The following is a 25570-nucleotide window of genomic DNA, read 5'->3' as shown; positions in this document are numbered from 1 at the left end:
GACCGGATCGGGCCGCTGATGCCGGCCGATCCGGTCCGTGGACGGCGGCGGGCCGACCACCGCCGCACCCTTCTCTTCCCGTGCGATCTTCGTCCGACCACGCGTCCAGGTTCCGGCCGATCAGCTCGCCGTCCGTCATCGCAGCAGACCGACCAGCCACACCACGAGTCACCCGATGGCCGAAGAGACTGGCTCTAGTCGCAGATCCAGAGGTGCCAGTTCGTAGTCGTCGTCGACTGCTTGCACACGTGATGGGGGAAGCCCTGGCCGGCCGCCTCGCATTGGGCACGAGTGGCAGCCCCAGCGCCGGCCAGGAGGCTGACGCTCAACGCCATGCTGCTGAGCGTGAGTCGACCACGCATGGTTACCTCCCTATGGTCGAATCGGACCTGTAACCACCTCGAAGCACGTCACAGGTGCGTATACGGCTTGGATGCCCCATTGAGGATCCGTTGATGACTGTCGAGCAGGGGAAATCGGCCATACCGATGGGCCGTGCATGGGGGAACCGTGAACACCCTGAGGTAGGCGGGGACGCGTGCGCAGCAGGGCGCCCGGAGCCCGGTCGCCGGCCTGCGCGGGTGTCGGCCATCAGGGAATCCCTCCGAGTATGAGAGATACGTATGAGCCTGGACATGTTCTGAGGTGTGTCTTTGGCGGCCGGGCGATCGAAACACAGCGGTCGTCGACGTACATGTACCCGCCAACTGAGACACACCTCGTCGAGAGCACGGGAGAAGTCGTGGATCCGCATCTCGCCGGCCGGCGCGCGGTGGTCACCGGCGCAAGCCGGGGCATCGGTCTCGCGGTCGCCCGGGTCCTGGCCGCGGAAGGCGCCTCGGTCGCCCTCATCGCCCGGTCCGCAGGCCATGCCGAGGAACAGGCCGCCCTCCTGCGCGAGGAGACCGGCGCCGAGGTCATCGCGGTCCCGGCCGACACCGGGGACGACACTTCGGTGGCGGAGATGGCCCGGGAGGTGCGGGAGCGGCTCGGTGGCGTGGACATCCTGGTGAACAACGCGGCCACCACCAACCCCGGGGCGCTCCCGGATGACGCCCTGGAAGCCGAGATCAACGTCAAGGTCCGTGGCTACCTGCGCTGCGTACGTGCCTTCGCGCCCGCCATGACCGAGCGGGGCTGGGGCAGGATCATCAACGTCAGCGGGCTGGCGGCGCGGCGGAGCGGGTCGGTGACCGGCTCGGTGCGCAACGCCGCCGTCGTCGCCACGACGAAGAACCTGGCGGACGAACTCGGGCCGCACGACGTCAACGTGGTCTCCGTGCGGCCCGGCGCCACGCGGACCCGTACCTGGCTGGACAACCTGGCCAAGCAGGCGACCCGCCACCGGGCGGAGTCCAGCGGAGCTGGAGGAACGGGTCGCCGCGACCGTCTCCACCGGCCGGATCGTCGAACCGCACGAGGTGGCATCCGTGATCGCCTTCCTGGGCCAGCCCGCTCAGCGTGGCGGTCAACGGCGACACGGTGATCACGAGCGGTGGTGTCAAGGGGCCGATCTGCTACTGAGTCGACGCCGCGACGCGGTTCGCTTGCGGAACATGGCACTCGCGAAGGGACGGCGCGCGTACCGAAGTGCCGCGCGCCGCCGGGCTGGTGAGCGAGCAGGAGACCGGGTTCACGCTCCACGCCGTTCTGGCGCACGCGGAAGGAGCCACCGCGCTGAGCGCGGCCGAGGCGCGGCTGCGCTCGCTGCACCAGGGGCGGGCCTCCGCGATGACCGGAAGGGCCCTGGCCGGGAAGGTGGTTCCGGCGCTGCCCGGCCACGCCGACGCGCTGGACGCCGGGAGCGGGCCCGTACGTGCCATCGGCGCGCTCAAGCGCGTGAGCATGGCCCGCCCCTGACGCGAGCGGATCAGGCCGGCAGCCGGCTCGGGACACACGGCGCCGCACCCGAGGGTGGTCGATGGCCCAACGGATGACGACGGTGTCGTGCCGGGTGGTGGCCCTGACGTGGAGAGACGTCCGCCCGCTCCGGCACCGCACCCGGGCCCCGCATCGCCTGCCCGGCGCCGGGCCGACGTCCTCTTCGCCACGCTCCCCGACGGCACCCCACGAGTCCGGGCCGGCCACGGCCCCAAGGGAAGGACCCCTGCCGGGCGGTCGGCCTGGCAGGGGTCCTTGCCGGTTCAGCGTGTCCCAGCCGCCGGACGGTCAGCCGTCAGACGGGCAGCCGTCGGACGGTCAGCCGTCGGACTCCGCCGACGGGATGTAGGCGCCGGGCACGTCGTTCGGGGCGTAGATCTTCTTCTCGCCGGGGTACGGGCGCGCCCAGTTGTGGGTCTGGTACCAGGTGAGGTGGTTCATCTGGGCCGGGTTGGCGTAGTCGGGGATGGCGTGGGTGCCGGTCAGGTGCTGCTTGGACTTCCAGGCGTCCCACGCGGCGGCGAGGGACTTCTTGTCGGCCGGCACCTTCGCCGACGGCACGGCCGCGGCCTTGGGGTCCTGCGGGGCCGGGGTGTCCACGCCGCAGGCCGGCGGGGTCTTCACACCGTCGGTCAGGGAGGTGCGGTTGGGCAGGGCGGTGAACGGCGTGTAGTCGGGGTGCCGGGTGAACGCGCCCCGCATGGGGGTGGCCGCGCTGTCCTTCTGGTTCATCGGGTGGATCCCGAGGATCTGCTCGATGGTGCGGATCATCGTGATCTGCGAGTAGTAGCGGCTGTCGACCGTGCCGTGCTGGGCCCAGGGGCTGATGATCTGGACCGGGGCGCGGTGGCCGTCGACGTGGTCCAGGCCGGCCTGGGAGTCGTCCTCGACGACGAAGATCGCCGAGTCCTTCCAGTACTTGCTGTGCGAGATCTTGTCGATGATCTTGCCGGTGGCGAGGTCGTTGTCGGCGACCTGGGCGGCCGGGCTCGCCGGACCACCGGTGTGGTCGCTGGAGAGCCAGAACATGTTGAGGTTCGCCGGGCCGTTCTTCTCGAAGTCCTGCTTCCAGATCTCGTACCGGTACATGTCCGGCACGCTGGTGTCGAACTTCGGGAAGCCGGGCACCGAGACGCTGTTGAGCGACGGGATCGGCGAGGACGAGTTCAGCGGGTACGCGGTGGCCTGGCCGGTCGCGTCCATGTTCTTGGCGTCGCAGTACAGGTTCTGCCAGCTCGCGCCGGACGGCTTCGTCAGGAACTGCTGGAACTCGCCGAAGTTCCGCACGGACTTGCCGGCCGCCTGCGCGCCCGACCACAGGAAGCCGGTCTTCTGGTGGCCGAGGGCGTCGTCCTCGGTGTCGTAGCTGCGCTTGTACTCGCCGGCCGAGGACTCGGTGTACTCGGGGTTGTCGGCCTGCATGAGCCAGTTGTGGCCCTCGGCGGAGTTGGTGCCGATGTCGTAGGTGTTGTCGTACAGCCCGAACTGCTCGGCCAGCGCGTGCTGGTTCGGCGTCACGTTCTCGCCGAACTGCGTCAGCGACGGGTCGCCGTTGCCCTCGGGGACGTCACCGAGGACCTGGTCGTAGGTGCGGTTCTCCTTGACGATCAGGAAGACGTGCTTGATCGTCGAGGGGTCGCCGATCCGCGTCGGGACCGGCTGCGCCTTGCCGTTGCCGTTGCCCTTGGCCAGCCGGACGGAGTCGGCACTCCAGCCGTTCTGCTGGAAGACCTTGGCGGTCTGGGAGCGGATGACCCGGTCGCTGGGCAGGGTGAACTGCGTCAGGCTGGAGGTCGTGTCGTGGGTGCCGTGGCCGGCGCTTGCGGGCCGGCGCGCGTCGATGCCGCGGGTGTTGGAGACGACGACCTTCTTGCCCACGGTGGTGATCTCGGCGGGGAAGTAGTCCGTCGGGAGCAGGCCGATGTAGCTGACCGGCTCCTGCGCGGAGGTGTAGCGGTAGACGGCGACGGCGTTGGCGCGGCCGAGCGTCACCAGCAGGTGGCCGTCGTCGGTGAGGGTCACCGCGTCGGGCTCGTAGCCGACCGAGGCCTCCGGCCACGGCTGGGTGGAGATGGTCTGGACGACCTTGTCCTTGGCGGTGTTGATGACCGACACGTTGTTGTCGGCGGTGTTGGTGACGAACACCGCGCCGCGCTGGGCGTACACGGCGGTCGGGTGCAGGCCGACGTCGATGGTGCCGACGGCGGCGGACGGGTCGGCCAGGTCGATGACGCTGACCGTGCCGGTGGTGGTGGCGCCGGTCTTCGGGTCGGCCGGCACCTGGGTGCCGTAGGAGTTGAGCGTGGACTCGCCGGCCTTCGCGGGCCGGCCGCCCTCGTTGCTGACGTAGAGCTTGTCGCCGACGCGGGCCATGCCGCGCGGGGCGTTGCCCACCGTCCAGCTCTGCTTGACGGTTCCGGTCGCCGCGTCGATCGCGACCACCCGGTTCTGGCCGTTGACCGCCGCGTACACGGTGGAGCCGTCGGCCGAGAACACGGCCGCGGCGGCCAGGGCCTGCTTGCTGCCGTCGGCCGGGATCTTGACGGCCACCGGGTTGGCGAGGGTGCCGTCCGCGTTCACGGTGAACTTGGTGTAGCCGTCGAGCTGGCCAAGCCACAGCTGCTTGCCGTCGGGCGAGTACGTCGGGCCTTCCTGGCCCACGGCGTTGCTGCTGATGCGCAGGTCGTCGGCGGCGTTGGTGCCGACGCGCTGCTTGATCTGCCCCGTCGCGAGGTCGACGACGACCAGCGAGGCGTCGCCGTCGGTGACCGAGGCGACGAGGTGGCTGCCGTCCGGGCTGACCGTCGACGACATGATCTTGCCGTCGTTGATGACGAGGCGGTCACCGTACGGGGCGATGTACTGGTCGGCGGAGACGACCTGGCCCTTGTCGGTGACCTGGCCGACCTGCTCGGTGCCGAACTGGCGGGTTTCGGCGACGGCGGTGCCGGTGGCCAGGGCGGCCGTGGTGATGCATGCCGTGACCAGGGCGGCCCGGCGGCTGACACGTCTGCCCAGCAGGTCGTAGTACTTCTTCTCGGCCTGCCGACGGCGGCGTGTTATCTGCATGTGTCATTCCTTGGGGAATCGGAGGAGTTGGGGGGTGGCCGGAGAGGAAGAGTTCAGGGGGTCCGGGAGTCCGGGGAAGCGGAGAGCAGGTCGACGTTGCCGTCGAACTGCCACAGCGGGTTCGGTGCGTCTCCGGCGGAGGTCCGCACCACGAAGTAGCCGTTCACTTCCTTCGGTCCGTCGCCGTCGGCGACGAACCGCCCGTCCGCGGTGATGTCGAGCTGGTAGACGGCCGACCCGGTGGCCGCGACGCCCGGCAGGTGCCAGGAGACGACGCACCGCCAGTCGTTGCCCGGCCCCTGGGCGCCGTCCTGGACACCGGCCTTGGTGCACGCCGCCGAGGTCCTCAACTGCGCCTCGGTGACGGCGGGCCGGTGGAGCTGCTCGGTCTGAAGGCGGTACAGGTGGGCGAACTCCGTGGCGAGCGAGCGCTGCACCTTGGCCTGCTCGATGCCGGAGCCCGTGGCCGTGGTCGTCGCCGCCACGACCGCGACCGTCACGCCGAGCAGCCCGACGAGCGGCAGGGCGGCCGTGGTGACCGCGCGGCGCGCCGAGCCGTCGTCGGTGGGGTTGGTGAAGTCGCGGCGCAGGAAGAGGACATAGGCCAGCACCGTCGCCGTAGCGGCCCACAGGAGACTGACAACGATGCCGATCAGGAGCGGGGTGAGCTGCGCCGGGCTGGTGAACAGGCCGTTCCAGGTGAGGAAGGCGTCGCCGGGCAGGGCGAGTCGTACGGCGACGGGGAGCGGCAGCATCTGGGCGAGCTGCATCGCCAGCGCGACGAGGGCGGGCAGCAGCAGCCCCATCGGGGAGCGCCCCAGTACCACCGACCCGAGCAGGCCGATCCCGGCGAGGGCCAGGGTGGGGGCGAGTACACCGGCCCAGGCGGACAGGACCGTGCCGGCGGCGTCCCCCGGCGTGAGCAGGTGGCCGTCGAGGCCGACGAGCGGCTGGTTGCCGACGGCCGCCAGCCCGCCGACCGTGCTGGAGACGGCCAGCCCGGCCACGAGCAGCAGGATGACGGTGAGGCCGGCCAGTGCCTTCGCGGCGAAGATCCGCCGGGGCGAGCGGACGGCGACGAGGAGGTGGCGCCAGGTGCCGAGCCGGTCCTCGGAGGCGAACACATCGCCGGCGACGACGGAGGTGAGCAGCGGGAGCGCCCAGGTGCCGGCGAAGCCGAGCGTCACCAGGGGGCCGGCCCATCCGGTGGCGTGCATCCAGCGGCCGAAGAGGGTGTCCGTGGGCAGCGTGCTCTGCGCGCTCACCCCGGCCACGAAGAGCGCCGGCGCGATCCAGCAGGCGAGGAGCAGCAGGCGGATCCGCCACTGGGAGAGGAGCTTGACGACTTCGAAGCGGTAGCTCCGGGCAACCGTGACACGGCCTGGCGCGGTGGTGTGCGCAGGGGGTGCGTCGGGGGCCGGGGACGTGGTCCCGGTCGGGCTTGCGGTGGCGGTCATCGACCGGTCTCCTGCTGGGCGTCGGACATCTGCGGGGCGTCGGCGTCGTCCTGCTGCGGGGCGTCGGACATCTGCGAGGCGTCGACGTCGACCTGCTGCCGAACTTCGGACATCTGCCGGGCGTCGACGTCGACCTGCTGCGGAACGTCGGACATCTGCGGGGCGTCGGACTTCTGCTGCTCGGTCAGGGCCAGGAACGCCGCCTCCAACGGGGAGACGACCGGGGCGAGTTCGCGCAGGGCGATGCCCTCGTGGACGAGCCGCACCACCAGGTCGTCGAGGGCGGGCACCAGCGCGCGCAGCACGAGCGCTTCTCCGCCCCGGCGTCCCGCGGTGTCGTCGGCCAGGCGGATTCCCGGCGCACCGGCGGCCAGCCGGCGTGCGCGCTCCGGGTCGGACGTGACCAGCCGGTAGTCGAGTTCACGGTGTTCGGCGGCCAGTTTGCCCAGCGGCCCGGAAAAGACGATCCGTCCGGTGGCGAGGATGGTGACCTCGGAGCACAGGGCCTCCAGGTCGTCCATCCGGTGGCTGGAGAGCACGACGCTCGTGCCCTCCCGGGCGAGCCGGGTGAGGACACCGTGGACGTGCTTCTTCCCGGCCGGGTCGAGGCCGTTGGAGGGCTCGTCCAGGATGAGCAGCCGCGGCCGGGTGAGCAGGGCCGCGGCGAGGCCGAGCCGTTGCCGCATGCCCAGGGAGAAGCCGCGGGTGCGCTCGTCGGCGACGTCCGTGAGCCCGACCTGGTCGAGGGCGTCGTCGATCCCCGCCGCCCGCGTGTCGTCGCCGCGCAGAGCGGCGAGCGCGGCGAGGTTCTGCCGGGCGGTGAGCGAGGGGTACAGCCCCGGGCCGTCCACGAAGCCGGAGACGCCGCCGGGGGCCTCGAAGGCGCGGCCCACCGGCGTGCCGAGGATCTCCAGGCTGCCGCTGTCGGCCACGGCGAGGCCGAGAAGGAGGCCGAGCAGCGTCGTCTTGCCGGCCCCGTTGGGTCCGACCAGGCCGTGGATCCGTCCCCGCGCCACCTCCAGATCGACGCCGTCGAGCGCGACGACATCACCGAAGCACTTGGTGATGCCGCGCGCCCGGATCGCGAACTGTGAGTCCATGAGCCCCTTCTTTCGGAAAAGCCTCATGGACCCTAGGAAGCCCACACGACACCGACAGCGTTCCCCGGTTGAACGCTCAGGGAACGGAAAGCCAAACACGAGTCAACTGGCGTCCGGAGCGCCTGCGGTCGTCCCCTTTGGGCGGTCTGACCGGACGTCAGCACGGCAGGCCGCGTTCTGTTCCCTGAGTGCACGGATCGTGCGGTCGCGGAACCGCCCGGACGGGCCTCCGCTCTTGCCGGACACATGCAACTGGCAGCTACCGAACCCGAGGAAGACCCCATGTTGAGCAAGATGCGTGTATACGGTGTGATATGCGCGTTCGCCGCCTCCTTCCTGGCGATGGCGGAACCCGCTTCCGCCATCCAGGGAGGCACGGTCAGCAAGCACGGCCCGTGGGCGGTGCGTGTGTACATCGACGGCGAGCCGTCCTGCACGGGCACCGTCGTGGCCCCCGAGTGGGTGATCACCGCCGGTCACTGCGTCCGCTACGACAACTGGGACATCACGTTCCGCGTCGGCAGTCTCGACCAGCGGCACGGGAAGGTCGTGCGTCGCGTCGAGAACGGCACGGTGTTCGCGTCCGGGGCCGACGTGGCCCTCGTGCGGGTGCCCCGCCTGGACGTCCAGCCCATCGAGCTGGGGACCGGCGCCAGTGTGAAGGTGGGGCGCAGCGTGCGGTCCTACGGCTGGGGTGCCACCTGCGCGCCGCCGCGGAGCGAGGGCTCGTGCCAGTCGAACGTGCTCAAGCAGGCGCAGGTCACGATCGTGAAGCACGCGGACCGGCGGTGCGATCTGCTCGTGGGGACCGGGGACTTCTGCGTGCAGCGCGGCACCGGCCTGCCGGCGGGCGGTGACTCGGGGGGCCCGGCGACGGCGTTCGACAAGGCGGGCCGCGAGGTGCTCGTGGGCGTCCTGTCCGCGTCGGACCGGGCGGAGGTCGCCTCGTTCGGAGACGTCACGCGCCTGCGCTCGTGGATCAAGTGGGTCATCCGCACCGGGGGCAAGTGAGCCCTCGGTGCGGGCCGTTGTCCTGACGGACCTCGGTGCGGCGTGTTGCCGGTCCGGGCCGGTACCGCGTCCGCGTCCTGGGCCCGCGTGCCCGGACGACCACGACACCGGCTGATCGCCCGGCGGCAGTCGCGTCACGTCCGCGTCGTGGCGGGGGCGGCAGGCCGCGCGCGTCAGCTCCGCCGGGACCGCGTCGCGGCGAGGCCCGGGCCTGGTCGAACGCCGCTGCCGGGTGCCGGTGCCCCGTCGCACCACGGGCCGATGCGCTGGGACTGTTCCAGCGCGGTGTCGTGGTGTCGCGCGGGACCTGGTCGAGTGACCCGGCGGCGCTCTCCAAATCACGTCCTTGGCCGCGGGGGGACGGGAGCGTCGCATGGCGGGACCGTTGGCCGAGCCCCTCCAGGGCGAGCAGGCCCAGACCGGCGAGAGGACTGCCGGCCGGCGCCCGGGGGCGGCGCGTTCGGCGAAGTCCGTCATCAGCTTGTTCCGGTGCTCATCACGAACCACGGCCAAGGGTCGTCGGGGGGAGCGGGGCCGCCTTCTCGGCCGCGTCCATCGCCTCCCCGAGCAAGACCGTGAAGCGGGCCATGCGGTCGGCCTGGACGGTGCGTGTATCCGTCGCCCCGCACCGTCCAGGCGCGCCGGAGGAGCACGTCGGCGTGAACAGTGACGGCGGAACAGTCCTCCGGCCGGGCGGAACGCCAGTCGTACAGCCAGGCGTCGTCCCGCTCGGCCCAGCCGCCGCACCGGTTCCAGCCGGGCCAGCGCTCGCCCAGTCGCCCTGCCGGCTCCTCCGCGCAGGCGGCCACGGGCCCGGAGCGTGCTCGCCGCCCGGCGGAGGACTGTCGATCACTTGCGACAAGCGAGTCGCGCAGACGTCGGGTCGGAACGGGCTCTTCGACCGCTGGGCTGAACGGAATCGGTCGTGGCGCCGCATCGAAAGCCACGGGATGTCACGGCTCAGTGGCCCACACCACGACGGATGCCATGAATGACATGCCGACCATGATCGGTCGTTGTCGCGCCGCCGATCTCCACGGCGGCCGGCGCGTGGTCCTCGTGAACCCGGCCTGGTGGAACCAGGCTTCGCCGACGGCTACCAGGTGGACCTGGTGAGCGTGTGGCACGACGGCACCGAGCGCCGGGCACCGGGCACCGGGCACCGGGCTTCCGGCTGGTGGCCTACCCGGCGGCGAGCGGTTCGGCGGCGGCCTTCTATCCGGAGACCAACGTGCTGGTACCGCTGGACAGCGTGGCCGACATCAGCGACACACCGACCTCGAAGGGCTGCTGATCCCCCTGGAGCCGGCGGGAGGGGAGCCGGCCTGAGGGGAACCGGCCTGAGGGGAACCGGCCTGAGGGGAACCGGCCGGACGACCACCTCGCCGACCGGAGACAGCGCGGAGGCGGTCGACGGTCCCGATGGCCGAAAGGCGCCGTGAACAATCTGATTCATTTGCTGTGGCTTCCGGCGGCCGGATCGCACGGACCGGAGGACCCCGCACCCTCTGGACGCGATGACCGGGACGTGAAAACAACAGAGTCGGTCAGGACCCTTGCCGAGCCTCCCCTCCGATGCCATAGTTGCCCCGCCAATGAGTCAGATTCATTTCGGACGTTGGGAAGTGTTCTCGTGTCAGCGGAGCGCAAGGTGTCGGCCAAGGGCGACGGGACGACGACCAGGCCGTACCGGCCGGGCTACGAGCTGGTCGCCGAGCAGCTCCTCGGATACATCGCCGAACAGGGCCTGCGGCCCGGCGCGCGGCTGCCGACCGAGGCGGGACTCGCCGAGATCCTCGGCACCTCGCGCAATGTCACCCGCGAGGCGGTGAAGGTGCTGGCGGCCCTCGGCCGGCTCAGTGTCCGGCGGGGCGCCGGCATCTTCGTGGCCGACTCGCCCGGCGGGCTCGCCGACGACGAGACGGGGCACTTCCAGCCGACCAGCATGGAACACGTGCTGATGCTGCTGGACTACCGCAGCCTGATCGAGGCCGAGACCGCCCGCCGCGCGGCGGGCCAGGCGGCGCCGATCGAGGTACGGAACATCCAGAAGGGCGCCGAGCGCTCCCTGGACGCCGGCCGGGAGGGCGACGCCGACACCTTCGCCGTGGCCGACCAGCTGTTCCACAACGCGGTGGGCATCGCCGCCCACAACATCTTCCTGCGCTCCAGCGTCACCAACGTACGGCGTCTGGCCGCGCAGTCCGACGTGCTGCTCTTCCACGGAGACACGCCCGGCTCCCTTGAGGTGGCGGGTCGCCAGCACGTGGCGATCGCCGACGCCATCGCCGCGGGGGACGCCGACCGGGCCGCCGCGCTGATGACCGAGCACATCGCCACGACGCGGCAGCAGTTCGAGCGTCGTATCCGCGACCGCCTGTTCAGTGTCGGCGCGCGCGCCGCCGACCCGGCCGCGTCCGCCGCACCGGACACCACCACCGGCACGGACGCCGTCGGCGCCACCCCTGAGCCCACCCTGCCGGTGACCTCCGCCTCCTGACACGAGGGCGCCGCAGGGGTGTTCCACCCAAAACGCCCCCGAGGCCCCCCACACGCACGCCCCCGGAACGAGCCGCCCCTCTCCCCTCCCCACCCCGCAGGCGATTGGATTGCCATGTCCATACCCTCAGCCCCACCCCGCCGCCCCCGGCGAAGAACCGCACTGACCGTCCTCGCCCTGGCCGCCGCGGCCCTCCCCCTCACCGCCCCGCACGCCCAGGCCGCCCCGCGGGCCGCCGATCCGCCCCCGCTGAAGATCTACGTCTCACCCGAGCACGGCCGCGACACCGGCTCGGGCACTTCCAAGCACCCGTTCCGGACGCTCGGCCACGCCCGGGACTTCGTGCGCGGGATCAACCGCGACATGCGGCGTGACATCGATGTCGAGCTGCTCTCCGGGACGTACCGGCTCACCGACACCTTCACCCTGACGCCCCGCGACTCGGGCACCAACGGCCACCGCGTCGTCTATGAGGCGGCGCCGGGCGCGCACCCGGTGATCAGCGGCGGCAGCCAGGTCACCGGCTGGGCTCCGGTCGACGCCGGCCACACGGTGTACAAGGCGCACGTGGGCGACCTCGACACCCGGCAGCTCTACGTCGACGGCGAGCTTAAGACACGGGCCCGCGGTCCGGAGAACCCGCCCGGCTTCTCCAAGACGGCGACCGGCTACAAGATCACCGACACGCGTCTGGACTCGTACGAGAACCAGTCCGACATGGAGGTGGTCAGCAAGTGGGGCTGGATGATGATGCGCTGCCCGGTGCAGTCCATCTCCGGCACCACGATGACCATGCGGCAGCCCTGCTTCCACAACGCCAACCTCCACGAGGGCCAGGAGATCCAGAACCCCACCTGGCTGGAGAACGCGCGCGAGCTGATGGACACCCCCGGTGAGTGGTACCTCGACAAGAGCGAGGGCGACCTCTACTACATGCCCGAGAAGGGGCAGGATCTGGCGAAGGCGACCGTGACCGTCCCGCGCGTCCAGGATCTCGTGGACCTGGACGGCACCAAGGACCACCCGGTCGGCGACGTCTCGTTCCGGGGCATCACCTTCTCCTACTCGACCTGGCTGGCCCCGAGTTCGGACGACGGGCTGATCGAGGGCCAGGCCGGTTTCCGTATCGTCGGCGACGACAATCCGGACTTCGACTCCACCCGCCTGAAGTGGGTCAAGACGCCCGGCGCCGTCAACGTCAGCCACGGCCACGGCATCGCCTTCGAGGGGAACACCTTCACCCACCTCGGTGCCGTCGGCCTGAACCTCAACACCGGGACGCGGGGCACCCATGTCACCGGCAATGTGTTCCGGCAGATCGCGGCCACCGGTGTCCAGGTCGGCGGGGTCGAGGTCGTGGACGCGCACCCGGACGATTCCCGGGACATCACCAAGGACAACACCGTCGACAACAACGTCGTCACCCATGTCGCCGATCAGTACAACGGCTCCCTGGGCATCTTCGCCGGCTACACCGACCACACCGTCATCGCGCACAACAAGGTGTACGACCTGCCGTACAGCGGTATCTCCGTCGGCTGGGGCTGGGGCCTGACCGATCCGGGCGGTGACACCAACTACCCGGGCAACTCCGGCGTGCCGGTGTGGGACACCCCCACCACCTCCCGTGACAACGTCATCAGTGACAACGAGATCAGTGACATCATGAAGTCACAGGCCGACGGCGGCGCGATCTACACTTTGAGCGCCAACCCCGGTGGCATCGTCTCCGGCAACTACATCAGGAAGGTACCGGAACTGGCCTACGGGGCCATCTATCAGGACGAGGGCAGCCGTTACTGGCACACGACCGGCAACGCCTTCTGCGATGTCGCCTACCAGTGGCTGCTGCTCAACCACGGCATGGACATCACCGCCGACTACAACTTCACCACCACACCGAGATTCAGCGCGCAGTTCAACAGCACCGACGACACGATCGTGAACAACACGACGGTCGACGGCTGCGAGCAGCTACCCGCCTCGATCGTCGACAACGCCGGCCTCCAGCCGCCGTACCGGCACCTCGACCCGGACCCGGAGACCGGCGACCACACGGCGCCGACGGCCCCCGGCAAGCCCACCGCGGTCGCCGGCCTGCCCACCGTCGTGGATCTGAGCTGGCCGGCCGCGACCGATGACAACGGTGTCACCGGCTACGCGATCCACAGCGCCGGCAAGGTGGTCAGCGCCTCCAAGGGCACCTCGGTACGCCTCCCGAACCTCACCGCTGGAGCGTCGTACACCTTCACGGTGACTGCCCGCGACACGGCGGGCAACGAGTCGCCGCCCAGCGCGCCCGTGACGGTCACCCTGCCCGACGGCGCGGACCTGGCGCTGCACAAGCCGGTCACCATCTCCTCCTACTCCGAGCCGAACACCCCGGAACTGGCCGTCGACGGTGACCCGTCCACCCGCTGGGCCCAGGGCCTCGGCCTGCCCGACCCGTCCTGGATCCAGGTCGACCTGGGCGCGCAGTACGACGTCACCGGCGCCATCACCACCTTCGAGAAGGCGAGCGGCTACAAGTACCGCCTGGAGGTCTCCCCGGACGAGGCGCACTGGACCACCCTGGACGACCACACGGGCGCCGACACCACCGCGCAGGCCACCTACTCCCTCGCGGACAAGGAGATCCACGGCCGGTACGTGCGGCTGACCGTCACCGGCTCCAGCCACAACGGCGGCAGCATCTACGAACTCCAGGTCTACGGCACCCCGTTGGCCCCCGGCGACGACCACACCGCGCCGGACGCGCCGGCCAGGCCCACCGTCACCCCGCTGCTGCCCAGCCTCGCGCAGGTGAACTGGCCGGCCTCCCCGGAGAGCCAGGGTGTCACCAGTTACGCCGTCTACCAGGACGGCGAGCGGATCGCCGTCACCGACGCGACGCGGCTGCGGGTCAGCGGCCTGACGCCCGGGAAGGAGTACGGCTTCACCGTCGTGGCCAGGGACGCGGCGCTCAACTCCTCCGGGCCGAGCCCGGCGGCGACGGTCACCATGCCGGCCGACCACGACCTCGCCCTGAAGGCACCCGTCACCGTCTCCTCCTACTCCGAGCCGAACACCCCGGAACTGGCCGTCGACGGCGACCTGTCCACCCGCTGGGCCCAGGGCCTCGGCCTGCCCGACCCGTCCTGGATCCAGGTCGACCTGGGCAAGGTCACCAGCGTCTCCGGTGTGGTCACGACGTTCGAGAAGCCCAGCGGCTACAAGTACCTCCTGGAGTACTCGGCCGACGGCCTGAACTGGTCGGCGCTGGACGACCACACCGCCGCCTCCACCTCGGCGCAGACCGCCTACTCACTCCCCGACGCACCGGTCGACGCCCGCTATCTGCGCCTTACCGTCACCGCCTCGAGCTGGAACGGCGGCAGCGTCTACGAGTTGCGGGCCTACGGCGGCTTCTAGGTCCCCCGAGTCTCCCCACCCTTGAGCAGAGAGCGACCATGAAGATCACACATGTCGAGGTCCACCGGATCGACGTCCCCGCCGCCGACCCGCCCTTCTCCTGGCGGCAGGGGCTCAGCGGCAGCGCCCCGGTGGGCGACGGAGCGGTCCTGCACATCGGCACCGACGAGGGCGCCGAAGGGGTGGCGGTGTTCGCGCGGCCGGGGGCGGCGGTCACCCTGCGGGAGCTGGTCGACCGGGTGTTCCGGGACGAACTGCTGGGAGCGGACCCCTTCCGGCGCGAATGGCTCTGGCACCGCGTCTGGGAACTCGACCGCATCCACGAGCTGCCCCTGCCGGTGCTCGGCCTGGTCGACGTGGCGCTGTGGGACCTGGCGGGGCGGGTGCACGACCGGCCGGTGTGGCAACTGCTCGGCGGCTTCCGCGAGGCCATCCCCGCCTACGCCTCCACCTCCACCTTCGCCACCACCGAGGAGTTCCTCTCCGTGGCCGACCAGTGCCTGGCGCTGGGCTACCACGGCGTCAAGCTGCACGCCTGGGGCGACGCCCGCCGCGACGCCGCCCTGTGCCAGGCGCTGCGCGACCACGTCGGCCCGGACGTGCCGCTGATGTACGACGGCTCGGCGGGTTTCGACCTGCCCGACGCCCTCTACCTGGGGCACGCCCTGGCCGAGGCGGACTACCTCTGGTACGAGGAGCCGATGCGCGAGTTCAGCATCAGCGCCTACCGGCGGCTGGCCGAGTCCGTCGCCGTACCGCTGCTGGTCGCCGAGACCTCCGACGGCGCCCACATGAACTCCGCCGACTTCATCAGGAGCGGCGCCGCCACCTTCGGCGTCCGTGCCAGTACAACGCTGCGCGGCGGTGTCACCGGCGCCATGCGCACCGCGCACCTGGCGGACGCCTTCCGGCTGCGTGCCGAGGTGCACGGCTCGGACATCCCGAACCAGCACCTGTGCATGGCCATCTCCAACACCACCTACTACGAGTCCCTGGTCACCTCGACCACGGTCGTCCGCGAGCGTCACGTCGACGACCGGGGACTGGTGCACGCCCCGGCCGGGCCGGGCATCGCCCTGCCCCTCGACTTCGGCTACGGCAGCGCGCTCCAGCGGTTCGTGGAAGAGCCCCGCTGACCCGCCGCCGTCACCGCCCCCGCACGATCCCGAACCACGAAAGGCAAGACGATGACGTCTTCGCGCGTTCCGACCACCGGCCGGCGCGGCAGAGCCGTGCGCGCCCTCGCCGCCTCAGCCGCCCTCGCCGCCGTCGCCGCGCTGGCCGGCTGCGCCAGCGCCGACCCGTCCACCGCGGCGGACCACCAGGGCGACACGTCCCGGTTCAAGCCCGCCACCCAGAAGGACGGCTCCGAGATCACCGTCTGGACCGACTCCACGCGGCTGCCGTCGGTGCAGGCGTACCAGAAGTCACACCGCGACGTGAAGATGAAGGTCGTCACCTACGACGGCGGCGCCGACGGCTCGACCTACCTCCAGACGAAGGTGCAGTTGTTCGACCGCACCGGCGAGGGCTGGCCCGACGTCGTCTTCGGCTCCCCCACGGACGTGACCTGGGCCTCCTCCCCCACCAAGCCGGGCGCCGCCGCCTTCGCGGCCCCGCTGGACGACGAGTTGGTCCCGCGGAGCACGCTGGACGGCTTCGCCAAGGGCTCCCTGGCGCCCTGTCAGTTCCACGGGCACACCTACTGCCTGCGCAACGACATCGCCCAGGTCGTCCTCTGGTACGACAAGTCCCTCATGGACAAGTGGGGTTACCAGGTCCCCACCACCTGGGCCGCGTACGAGGCCCTCGGCCTGAAGGTCGCCAAGGAGCATCCCGGCCATCTCGTCGGCTCGGTCGGCGACACCAACTCGCACGAGTCGTACTTCTGGTCCAGCCGGTGCCCGGCCTTCCACCTGACCACGCCGAACACCCTGCGCGTCGACCTGAAGGACCCCACGTGCACGCGCATGGCGACCCTGCTCGACAAGCTGATCTCCGCCAAGGCCGTGACCACCGAGGGCTTCTTCAGCCAGGGGTTCGCCAAGAGCAGCGGCTCCAAGGTCCTGATGGCCTACGGCCCCTCCTGGTACGGCCAGTACCTGTTCAAGGCCGCCTTCCACACCCCGGCCAAGCGGATCGCCGCCGCGCCCCCGCTGAAGTGGCCGGGTGAGACCACCGCCAGCACGGGCAATGTGGGCGGCGGCGTCTGGATGGTCTCTTCGCACAGCGCCAACCTCAAGGCGTCCACCGACCTCGTGACCTGGCTGACCACGTCGGACGCGAACCAGGCCACGGCCCCGACCTACCCGGCCTACGCACCCGCCGCCAAGGCATGGCTCGCCGAACCGGCGCACCGAAGCTACTTCGCGGACGACGTCAGCGGCCCGTTCCGGCAGGCGGCCGACGAGGTGTGGACGGGCTGGTCGAACACCAGGTTCTCCGACGCCACGTCCTGGTCGAGCGTCGTCCTGCCGGCCCTGACCGCCGGGAAGTCCCTCACGGCGACCCTGCCGGAGTGGCAGAAGGCCATCAGCGACCAGGCCAGGGCCAACGGGTACCAGGTGACCAACCGATGACGCTGCTGGACGCCCAACCCGTCGCCGTATCCGCCCCCACCCGCCGCGGCGACGCGCCGCGGCGGCGGGGCGGCACGACGGGGTACCTCTTCGTCGCCGGGTACGCGCTGCTGCTGCTCGCCTTCGGCGTCTTCCCCACCTGCTACGCGTTCTACCTGGCCTTCACCAACGACCGGGGCCGGTTCACCGGCCTCAACCAGTTCCTCCGGGTCGCCCGGGACTACCGCTTCCTGCCCGCCTTCGGCCACATCCTGCTGTACCTCGCCCTCTGGCTGGTGGTCCTCGTCGTGCTGACGGTGCTGACGGCCGTCGTCCTGCGCAGCCGGGTGCGGGCGGGAGTCTCCGCACTGCTGCGGTTCCTGTACTACATACCGGGCGCGCTGGCCGGGGTGGCGAGCGTCCTGGTCTGGCTGTTCATGCTGGACCCCGACGTCAGCCCGGTGTCCTGGCTGCTGCACCGGATGGGCCTGGACAGCTTCGCCGCTGTGCTGGCCCCCGGCAACCTCCCGGTGATCCTCGTGCTGATCGCCTTCTGGACGGGAGCCGGCGGCTGGATGGTGGTGATGTACGGGGCGCTGAACAACATCCCCGACGAGGTGATCGAGGCCGCCCGCATCGACGGGGCGGGGCCCTGGCGCACCGCCTGGTCCGTCCAGATCCCGATGATCCGGCAGTGGATCACCTACATGGCCATCCTCGCCTTCGCGGGCGGCACCCAGCTCTTCGTCGAGCCGCAGCTGCTCCAGACCGCCAGCCTGGGCCGGGTCAGCCCGACCTGGTCGCCCAACCAGCTCGCCTACGTGTACGCCTTCCAGCAGGGCGACTTCAACGGCGCCGCCGCGATCTCCGTCTTCCTGCTGGTCCTCGGCCTGCTCTGCGCGGGGCTGCTGGTCCGGCGTTCCGGCATGTTCACCCTGGAGGAGAGATGACGACCCGGCTCCTCGCGCTCACGCGCTCCCGGACCACGCCCTCGCGGGCGGTCTCCGCGCTGGTGGTGGGCCTGCTGCTCGCCGTCCTGCTGGTCTTCTTCGTGCTGCCCGTGCTGTGGCTGCTGCTGGCGCCCAGCAAGACCGCCGGGCAGATCGTCCACGACAACCCGTTGTCCTTCGGCTCGTTCGGCAGGATCGGGGACGCCTGGCGGCACCTGTTCTCCTTCGAGGACGGCGCGGTCCTGGTGTGGCTGCGCAACTCGGCCGTCTACGCCGGCGGTTCGCTGCTGCTGACCCTGCTGACCAGTGTCCCGGCGGGCTACGCCCTGGCCCTGACCCGCTTCCGGGGCCGCAAGATGCTGCTGGCGATCACCCTGGTCACCATGATCATGCCCTCGGCGACGCTCGTGCTGCCGGTCTTCCTGGAACTGAACGCGTTCCATCTGATCGGCACGGCCTGGTCGGTGATCCTGCCGTTCTCGTTCTACCCGTTCGGGGTGTACCTGGTCTACATCTACTTCGCCACCAGCCTGCCGCGTGACCTGCTCGCCGCCGCGCGCATCGACGGCTGCTCCGAATGGCAGTTGTTCACCCGCATCGCCCTGCCCCTGGCGAAGCCCGTGATCGGCCTCGTGGCCTTCTTCAGCTTCGTCGGCAACTGGAACAACTTCTTCCTGCCGTACCTGGTGCTGCCGAACAGCGACCAGTTCCCCATCCAGGTCGGCCTGAACCAACTGCTGTCGTCCACTCCCTCGTTCAACCCGGTGGCCGGGGCAGGTCTGAACATCACGATCCCGGAACTCGCCCTCGCCGTCATCATCGCCATCCTCCCCGTCCTGGTCCTCTTCCTGTTCTCCCAGCGCACTCTGGTGTCCGGAATGCTGGCGGGCGCGACCAAGGAGTGAGGGGGACCCTCTTCCCGGCCCGCTGTACGGGAGGGAAAGGGCGTTGCCCGCCCGACACTCCGGAGCGTTTACGGCAGCGCCGGCACGCACGACGTTGCCATGATGCGGATGTCCGTAGCCGTTACTCCTCCTCTGGGAGACACATGGATCAGCACAGCGCACAGGACTCGGGAGTGTCCCGTCGGGGCGTTCTCAAGGCGGGCCTGGGGGCCGCCGCCGTGGCGTTACCGGCCCAGGCCGGCGCAGCGTCCGCCGCCGACCGCACGGCCGCGGGGGCCGCGCCCGGCCGGACCCTCCGGTTCACCGCCGGCACCAACGCGTCCGTGGCCGTCTCGCCGGACGGTGGGCGTCTGATCGTCGAGGTGCAGGGCGTGTTGTGGTCGCTGCCCCGGACGGGCGGCCCGGCGACGGCGCTGACCGGGGCCGAACTGGAGCCGGCCCGGGTGGCCTGGTCGCCGGACGGTTCCCGGATCGCCGTCTGTGCCTATCAGGGCGGCGGGTTCCACGTGTGGACGATGGCGCCGGACGGTTCCGGTCCGCGCCGGCTGACGTCCGGGCCGTGGGACGACCGGGGTGTCAGCTGGTCGCCCGACGGCACCCGGATCGCGTTCGCGTCCGAGCGGGGCGGGGACGCCGTACGCGGCAGCTCGTACTCCATCTGGACGGTGGACGTGCGCACCGGTGAGCTGACGCGGCTGACCCGGGACACCGGGGTGGAGGACTACGACCCGGCCTGGCACCCCGACGGCGGCACGGTGGTCTTCGTCCGGGCCGGCGCCGACGGGGGACGCACGCTGGCCTCCGTCCCGGCCGGGGGCGGGAGCGTCACGGTGGTGCGTACGGTCGGCGCGGGGACGCTCGTGGGACCCGCGGTCGGTGCGGACGGCCGGGTGGCCTGTGTGCGGGTGGACGACGCCGCGCAGGGCACGAACGCGGCGCACTGCACGCTGCTGGTGGACGGCGAACCGGTCACGGACGGCGAGGACGTCTCCCCGCTGCCGCCCTCCTGGACGGCGGACGGTGAGCTGTTCTACGTCGCGGACGGGCAGGTGAGGGTACGGCGGCCGGGCACGGCTCGGAGCGGAGCGGAGACGGTCCCCTTCGCGGCGGAACTGCCGGTGCCGCGGCCGGCCGGGTCCCGCAAGCGGTACGACTTCGACTCGGTGGCCCGGCGTCCGGTCCGGGGTGTGCACCTGCCGGTCCTCTCCCCCGACGGCGGGTCCGTGGCGTTCGTCGCGCTCGACGCGCTGTGGGTGATGCCGGTGCGCGGTGGCCGCCCGCGCAGGCTGGTGCAGGCGCCGCCGTCCGCCTACGCGCAGATGCCGTCCTGGGCGCCGGACGGGCGAAGCGTCCTGTACTGCCGGGAGAGCGGGCCGGGCGGTGACGGACTGATCGGTGTGCGCCGGGTCCGGCTCGACAGCGGCCGGGAGGAGGTGCTGGCGACGGGGGGACGCCTCAACCCGGTGCTCTCGCCCGACGGCGCCCGGCTCGCCTGCCAGGACTCCACCGGCAATCTGCTCGTCCGTGACCTCGCCACCGGCGCGGAGCGGACCCTCGCCGCTCCGCTGGGCGCCAACGGGCTCCCGGGGAAGCCGAGTTGGTCGCCCGACGGCCGGTACCTCGCGTTCAGTGACCGCAACCGGCTCAACCGCCGGTTCCGCGAGGGCTACAACGTCATCCGTGTCGTGGACACCGGGACCGGGCAGTGGGCCACGTATCTGCCGGCCGAGCACGCCTCGCTGTCCGACCGTGGCAACAGCGGTCCCGTGTGGTCGCCGGACGGCACGGCCATGGCGTTCGTCATGGAGTCCGCGCTGTGGGTGATGCCGGTGCACCCGGACGGCTCCCCCGCCGGTGATCCCCGGCGCCTGACCGACGAGGCCGCCGACCATCCTTCCTGGTCGGGGGATTCCCGCACCCTGCTGTACGAGGCGAGCGGGCGGCTCAGGCTCGTGGCCCGGGACGGTTCCGGCCGGCGTGACGTCCCGGTGCCGCTCACCTGGCGGCGGCGGCTGCCGTCCCGGTCCGACACCGTCCGGGTGCACGCCGGGCGGCTGTGGGACGGCACGGGCGAGTCGCCCCGGGACGACGTGGACCTGGTCATCCGCGGCCACCGCATCGCCGCCGTCGAACCCCACCGGGCTCGGGCCCGCAGGGGCGAACGGGTCGTCGACGCCTCCGCCTGCACCGTCATCCCGGGTCTGTGGGACTCCCACACCCACCCGTGGCAGTACACCTACGGCAGCCGGCAGGGCAGCCTGATGCTCGCGTACGGCATCACCACCAACGTCTCCCTCGGCGGCTTCGCCCACGAGGCCGTCCGCATCCGGGAGGCGGTGGCGGCCGGCCGTATGACCGCACCGCGCCTGTTCGCCACCGGCGAGCTGATCGACGGCAGCCGGGTCGCCTACAGCATGGCCCGCGCGCACCGGACGCGGGAGGGGCTGGAGCGGACCCTGAGCCGGGCGGTCGCGCTCGACGTCGACTTCGTCAAGACCTACGTCCGCGCACCCGCCTCGGTCATGCGGGAGGCCGCCCGCACCGCCCACCGGGACCTCGGTGTGCTCACCGGCAGCCACTTCCTGTCCCCCGGAGCCGCCGTCGGCCAGGACCTCACCACCCATCTCCACGCCACCCAGCGCACCGAGTACGGGCGCGCGCTCAGCCCCACCGGCCACTCCTACCAGGACGTCCACGAGACGTACCGGGGCGGCGACTTCGCGCTCATCGCGACCCCGTTCACCGCGCTCCCCCAGCTCGGCGCCGATCCCTCGCTCGCCGACGACACCCGCGTCACCCGGCTCGCCGCGCCGTGGGACGCCGCGCTCGTACGGAGGCTGGCGCAGACCCCGCCCGACGACGCGGCCACGCGCGCCGTCGAGCGGGAGACGGCCGTCTACCGGCGGATCCTCGACGACGGCGGGGTACTCGCCCTGGGCACGGACGCGCCCCTGACCCCCCTCGGCCTCCACCTCCACCTCGCCCTGCGGGCCCTGCACCGCTTCGGCGGCCTGTCCGTCGCCCAGGCGCTGCGCACGGCGACGGCCGTCCCGGCCCGGCTCTTCGGGGTCGCGGACGATCTGGGCACCCTGGAGCCGGGGAAGCTCGCCGACCTCACGGTGATCGACGGCGACCCGTTCCACGACATCGACGACCTCGTCCGTACCGCCTGGGTCATGCGGGACGGCAGGGTGCACCGCCGCGAGGACCTGGTGAACGCGTTCCCGGCCGGCCCGTCGGCACCGTCCGGCCCGGCACACGCCGACTGGCTCGCCGTCAGCCGGGCACTGCGCCGCGAACCGTGCTGTTCGGACCACACCGTCTAGCGGTCCGCTCGTCGGTCTTCCGAGTCCTGACAGGCGTCCCGGTGATGGTCTGCATAGCATCCTTGTGTGACAGACATTCCCGACGAATTGGTCAACCTGGAACGTTCCTGTGAAGCGGAGCGTGCGAGGCTGGCCGGCCTGTGCGGTGAGGAGTACGACGCCCAGTGGCGGGCGTGGCGAGGGGCGGCCGAGGCGTTCCAGACCGCGCTGTCCGCGTACGCGGCGCGCGAGGGCGTGTCGCGGTACGAGCTGGAGCAGTCCGTGAAGGAGGCGGTCCGGCACACACAGGAGGACCCGGCGCCGTAGCGCACGGGACCGCCGCCGCGCGCCGCGAGGGCGATGTCCCCGCAGGCGTGCGGCTGACGCCTGCCCCTCGCACCCCTACGACGGCGAGGCGTCCGTGAGGCCGGCCGGGACCGGCGGTGCTCCCCCGGAGGCCGCTCCGGCCGGGTTCCGGGAGTGCTTCCGCCGGCGGGGGGCGGCGGTGAGGACCGTGAGGCAGGCGATGACCAGTGCTATGCCCGCCCAGCCCGCGGCGGGCAGGCGTTCGCCGACGACCAGGACGGCGAGTACGGCCGCGACGGCCGGCTCCAGCAGGGAGAGCGTGGTGGCGGTGCTGGCGGGCACGTGCGCGAGGCCCCAGCCGAACAGGACGTAGCCGGTGAACATGGGGATGAGGGCCATGTACGCGCCGACCGCCGCGTTGGACCAGGAGCCGATGAGCGGGGCGCCGGTGGCCAGGAGGACGGGCAGGAGGAGCAGTCCGCCGAGTCCGAAGACGGCGCCCATCGCCGCGCGGGAGGGGATCCGGCGGGTGATGAGCCGGTGCGCGGCCCAGGAGTAGAGGGCGTAGGTTCCGGCGGCGACCAGGCCGAGGCCCACGCCGAGCAGCGTCGCGGCCACGGACGCCCGGCCCGTGCCGTCGCCCGCGTGCGCGGCCTCGGCGACGCACAGCAAGGCGGTGCCGAGCAGGCCCAGGGCGGCGGCGATCGTCCAGCGGCGGGTGAGCCGGTGGCCGTCCCTCACGCGTTCGATCAGGGCCGAGGCGAGCGGGGCGGTGCCGAGGGACACCACGGTGCCCACGGCGACTCCGGCCAGGTGCATGGAGGTGTAGAACGCCAGGGGGTACACCGCGACGGAGACGGCGCCGAGCAGCACCGTGCCGCGCTGCTCGCGCAGACGGGGCGCGTGGCGGGCGATCGGCCGGGCGGCGATGAGGGCCTGGAGGAGTCCGCCCAGGCCCATGGCGACGGCGCCGATGGCGAGCGGGCCGACCTCCGGGGCGAACGTGGCGGCCGTACCCGTCGTACCCCACAGGACGGAGGCCGCCAGCACGCACAGCGCCCCTGTCCCGGCGGACCGGCCGGGTCCGGTGGGCCGGCTCACAGCCGGTCCAGCAGGGTGGCCGCCATCGCGCGGGCGTGGCGGAGGCGGTCGCCGTCGCCCTCCAGACCGGCGCGGGCCATCGCGCCCTCCAGGAGGAAGGCGAGGTGCTCGGCCGTCGCCCGGGCCTCGTCGGGCCGCTCCGGCAGCAGTTCCTCCAGGTGCCCGGCGATCAGCCGCTCGACCTCCTCCTTGTGGGCGCGCACCACGGCACGGCCCGCGTCGCCGGCCGGCAGCTCGGCGGCGGCGTTGAGCAGTCCACAGCCGCGGAAGCCGTGCTCGTAGGCGAAGGCCGCGTGGTCGGCGTAGGCGTCGAACACCGCGAGCACGCCGTCCCGGGGGCCGCGGGCGTGCTCCAGCCGGGCCCGGTACAGGCCGAGCCACTCCTCGTGCCGGGCGTCCAGGTAGGCCCGGACCAGGTCGGCCTTGGAGGAGAAGTTGTTGTAGAGGCTCATCTTCGCCACGCCGGCCTCGGCGGTGATCGTGTCGATGCCGGTCGCCGCCACGCCGTCGGCGTAGAAGCGGCGGGCCGCCGCCGCGAGGAGGCGTTCGCGGGCCGGGCGCCGTCGCCCGCTGTCCGTCGTGCTCACGTCTGTCTCACCCATCCTTGCATTGGGTAGGTCGGTCTACCTAGTCTACGCGACCGGAGAGGACCTGATACGCCTCGGGGGCAGGGCGCGACAGCGATACCCGTCCCGGCGGCCGGACGTCCTCGGTACCGCCACGGCCACGGCCGCTGGCGTGACGCCTGGCTTCCACCAGGACCGGGTGCGCGGCCGGACGGTGCCGTGCGACGCCGGACCGGCCCCTGGGCGCGCACAGGACCGGCAGTCGCCGAACGCCGCGGGCACGTGCAGGCGGGTGTGGCGACGACCGCCTCACCCGCCTCCTCCGCGCGTGCCGGGGGCGCCGTCCTGGCGGACGGCTCCGTCGGGCCGGGAGCACCGCCGGTCCTGGCCGGCGGTTCAGCGCCCTTCGTTCAGTCGCGCGCCGAGGATGTTGGGGTCGGCGGCGGTGAAGTAGGCGGCGTCCGCGACGTACACGCGGTCGCCGCGCAGGGCGACGGCCGTGGGGTTCTGCAGTCCGTCGGCGGCGGTGAGGACGGTGCGGTGGGAGCCGTCGCCGCGGACCAGCTCGACCTCGTTGCCGGGGTTGGTGGCGACGAGCACATCGTCACCGTGTCCGGTGAAGTCGAAGTCGTCGACCGGTCCCAGCCCGTCGGCCGTGACCCGGACACGGCCGGCCGTGCCGTCGTGGCCGACGGGTATGCGCAGCAGCGTGCCCCGGTCGAAGTTGCCGACCCATACGGCGCCGTGGCGCACCTTGAGCCCATTGGCGCCGAACTTCCCAGGCGCTCCGGCCAGTTCGGGACTCTGCGACCAGATCGTGGCGGTACCACCGCCCAGGGGGACGCGCCAGACCGCGCCCAGGGCGGAGTCGCTCACGTACAGCTGACCGCGGTGCAGGGCGAGGCCGTTGGGCACTGCGGCGGCCGGCAGGGCGGCCACCCGGCGCGGCGCGCCGTGCCGGGGCAGCCGCCACACGCCCGTCAGGGCGTCGGTACCGGCGGCGTAGGTGACGTACCGCGTGCCGTCCGGCGCCTGCACGATGCCGCCCACGAACGCCCGGCCGATGAGCGGGACGTCCGTTCCGCTCGGCGGAGCGGGCAGGGTGGCCAGCGTCGTCAGGTGTCCGTCGGGGGTCAGCCGCTCGACGCGGCGGGCGAAGGACATCGTCAGGTCGAGGGAGCCGTCGCGTTCCACGGTCAGGTTCTCCGGCTGCTCACCGGCCGCCAGGTCCAGGTGGCTGACAACGTGCACGCCGGTCAGCGCGTTGTCCACGGCCAGCGCCTGTCCACCCGGAGCCGCGAGTGAGGCGACCAGCGCGGTGGCGGCGAGCACCGCGGTTCTGCATACGTGTCTCATGCTTGTCTTTCGTCGGAGTGAGCCGGTGTGACCGGGTGGTTCAGTGGTGGTGGCGGGTGGGGACGCGGGCGCCGCCGAACATGAGGTCGCGGAC

Annotated in this window: 16 protein-coding genes and 2 pseudogenes; 12 read left to right on the top strand and 6 right to left on the bottom strand. The window is 71.8% G+C overall.

The window, feature by feature from the left end; translation table 11 throughout:
• Nucleotides 1-742 precede the first annotated feature (742 nt).
• Nucleotides 743-1486, top strand: coding sequence for an SDR family NAD(P)-dependent oxidoreductase (locus tag IE294_RS39385; RefSeq protein WP_229917789.1), 744 nt, complete (start codon nt 743-745; stop codon nt 1484-1486).
• 104 nt (nt 1487-1590) lie between these two features.
• Entirely contained in the window at nt 1591-1860 is a 270-nt protein-coding gene (locus tag IE294_RS39380) for a hypothetical protein (RefSeq protein WP_189894193.1), read from the top strand.
• A 339-nt stretch (nt 1861-2199) separates the two neighbouring features.
• Here IE294_RS39380 and IE294_RS39375 read toward each other — a convergent pair whose 3' ends face one another.
• The 3 genes and pseudogenes from IE294_RS39375 to IE294_RS39365 form a co-directional block, all read right to left on the bottom strand.
• On the bottom strand, nt 2200-4950 hold the full coding sequence (locus IE294_RS39375; RefSeq protein WP_189894192.1) for a bifunctional YncE/alkaline phosphatase family protein: 2751 nt from the start codon (nt 4948-4950) through the stop codon (nt 2200-2202).
• 53 nt (nt 4951-5003) lie between these two features.
• Nucleotides 5004-6407 (bottom strand): ABC transporter permease, encoded by a 1404-nt coding sequence (locus tag IE294_RS39370; protein ID WP_189894191.1) that lies wholly within the window; start codon nt 6405-6407, stop codon nt 5004-5006.
• Nucleotides 6408-6574: 167 nt separating this feature from the next.
• Nucleotides 6575-7507: pseudogene (locus IE294_RS39365) on the bottom strand (ABC transporter ATP-binding protein); the annotation flags it as partial.
• 294 nt (nt 7508-7801) lie between these two features.
• Here IE294_RS39365 and IE294_RS39360 point away from each other — a divergent pair.
• The 10 genes and pseudogenes from IE294_RS39360 (at nt 7802) to IE294_RS39315 (ending at nt 22474) form a co-directional block, all read left to right on the top strand.
• On the top strand, nt 7802-8518 hold the full coding sequence (locus tag IE294_RS39360) for a S1 family peptidase (protein ID WP_229917787.1): 717 nt from the start codon (nt 7802-7804) through the stop codon (nt 8516-8518).
• A 1035-nt stretch (nt 8519-9553) separates the two neighbouring features.
• Nucleotides 9554-9847 (top strand): annotated as a pseudogene (locus IE294_RS39355) (hypothetical protein); the annotation flags it as partial.
• 304 nt (nt 9848-10151) lie between these two features.
• Nucleotides 10152-11018 carry a FadR/GntR family transcriptional regulator gene (locus IE294_RS39350; RefSeq protein ID WP_268252839.1) on the top strand — a complete coding sequence of 289 codons (867 nt, stop codon included), beginning with the start codon at nt 10152-10154 and terminating at the stop codon, nt 11016-11018.
• 114 nt (nt 11019-11132) lie between these two features.
• Nucleotides 11133-14429: a discoidin domain-containing protein gene (locus IE294_RS39345; protein WP_189894188.1), complete on the top strand. Its 3297-nt coding sequence runs from the start codon at nt 11133-11135 to the stop codon at nt 14427-14429.
• Nucleotides 14430-14467: 38 nt separating this feature from the next.
• On the top strand, nt 14468-15565 hold the full coding sequence (locus IE294_RS39340) for an enolase C-terminal domain-like protein (protein ID WP_189894187.1): 1098 nt from the start codon (nt 14468-14470) through the stop codon (nt 15563-15565).
• Between the two features lie 51 nt (nt 15566-15616).
• Nucleotides 15617-17008: an ABC transporter substrate-binding protein gene (locus IE294_RS39335; RefSeq protein WP_189894186.1), complete on the top strand. Its 1392-nt coding sequence runs from the start codon at nt 15617-15619 to the stop codon at nt 17006-17008.
• Nucleotides 17005-17937 (top strand): carbohydrate ABC transporter permease, encoded by a 933-nt coding sequence (locus IE294_RS39330; RefSeq protein ID WP_189894185.1) that lies wholly within the window; start codon nt 17005-17007, stop codon nt 17935-17937. Before IE294_RS39335 ends, IE294_RS39330 begins: the two co-directional genes overlap by 4 nt.
• Nucleotides 17934-18842, top strand: a complete 909-nt coding sequence (locus IE294_RS39325; RefSeq protein WP_189894184.1) for a carbohydrate ABC transporter permease — start codon at nt 17934-17936, stop codon at nt 18840-18842. The genes IE294_RS39330 and IE294_RS39325 overlap by 4 nt, the downstream gene beginning before the upstream one ends.
• Before the next feature lie 143 nt (nt 18843-18985).
• Complete coding sequence (locus tag IE294_RS39320; protein ID WP_189894183.1) at nt 18986-22168, top strand: amidohydrolase family protein; 3183 nt, start codon at nt 18986-18988, stop codon at nt 22166-22168.
• A 66-nt stretch (nt 22169-22234) separates the two neighbouring features.
• Nucleotides 22235-22474 (top strand): hypothetical protein, encoded by a 240-nt coding sequence (locus IE294_RS39315; RefSeq protein WP_229917785.1) that lies wholly within the window; start codon nt 22235-22237, stop codon nt 22472-22474.
• Between the two features lie 75 nt (nt 22475-22549).
• Here IE294_RS39315 and IE294_RS39310 read toward each other — a convergent pair whose 3' ends face one another.
• The 3 genes from IE294_RS39310 to IE294_RS39300 all read right to left on the bottom strand — a co-directional run bounded on the left by IE294_RS39310 (nt 22550) and on the right by IE294_RS39300 (nt 25476).
• Complete coding sequence (locus tag IE294_RS39310; RefSeq protein WP_373315932.1) at nt 22550-23554, bottom strand: DMT family transporter; 1005 nt, start codon at nt 23552-23554, stop codon at nt 22550-22552.
• Nucleotides 23551-24156, bottom strand: coding sequence for a TetR/AcrR family transcriptional regulator (locus IE294_RS39305; RefSeq protein WP_189894182.1), 606 nt, complete (start codon nt 24154-24156; stop codon nt 23551-23553). Before IE294_RS39305 ends, IE294_RS39310 begins: the two co-directional genes overlap by 4 nt.
• A 360-nt stretch (nt 24157-24516) precedes the next feature.
• Nucleotides 24517-25476, bottom strand: coding sequence for an NHL repeat-containing protein (locus tag IE294_RS39300; RefSeq protein ID WP_189894181.1), 960 nt, complete (start codon nt 25474-25476; stop codon nt 24517-24519).
• Nucleotides 25477-25570: the final 94 nt, after the last annotated feature.

Origin of the sequence: Streptomyces canarius (genome assembly GCF_014650735.1) — a bacterium.
Taxonomy (GTDB): domain Bacteria; phylum Actinomycetota; class Actinomycetes; order Streptomycetales; family Streptomycetaceae; genus Streptomyces; species Streptomyces olivaceoviridis.
Note: the sequence above shows the minus strand (reverse complement) of the source record. Positions and strands in the feature narration are given on the sequence as shown.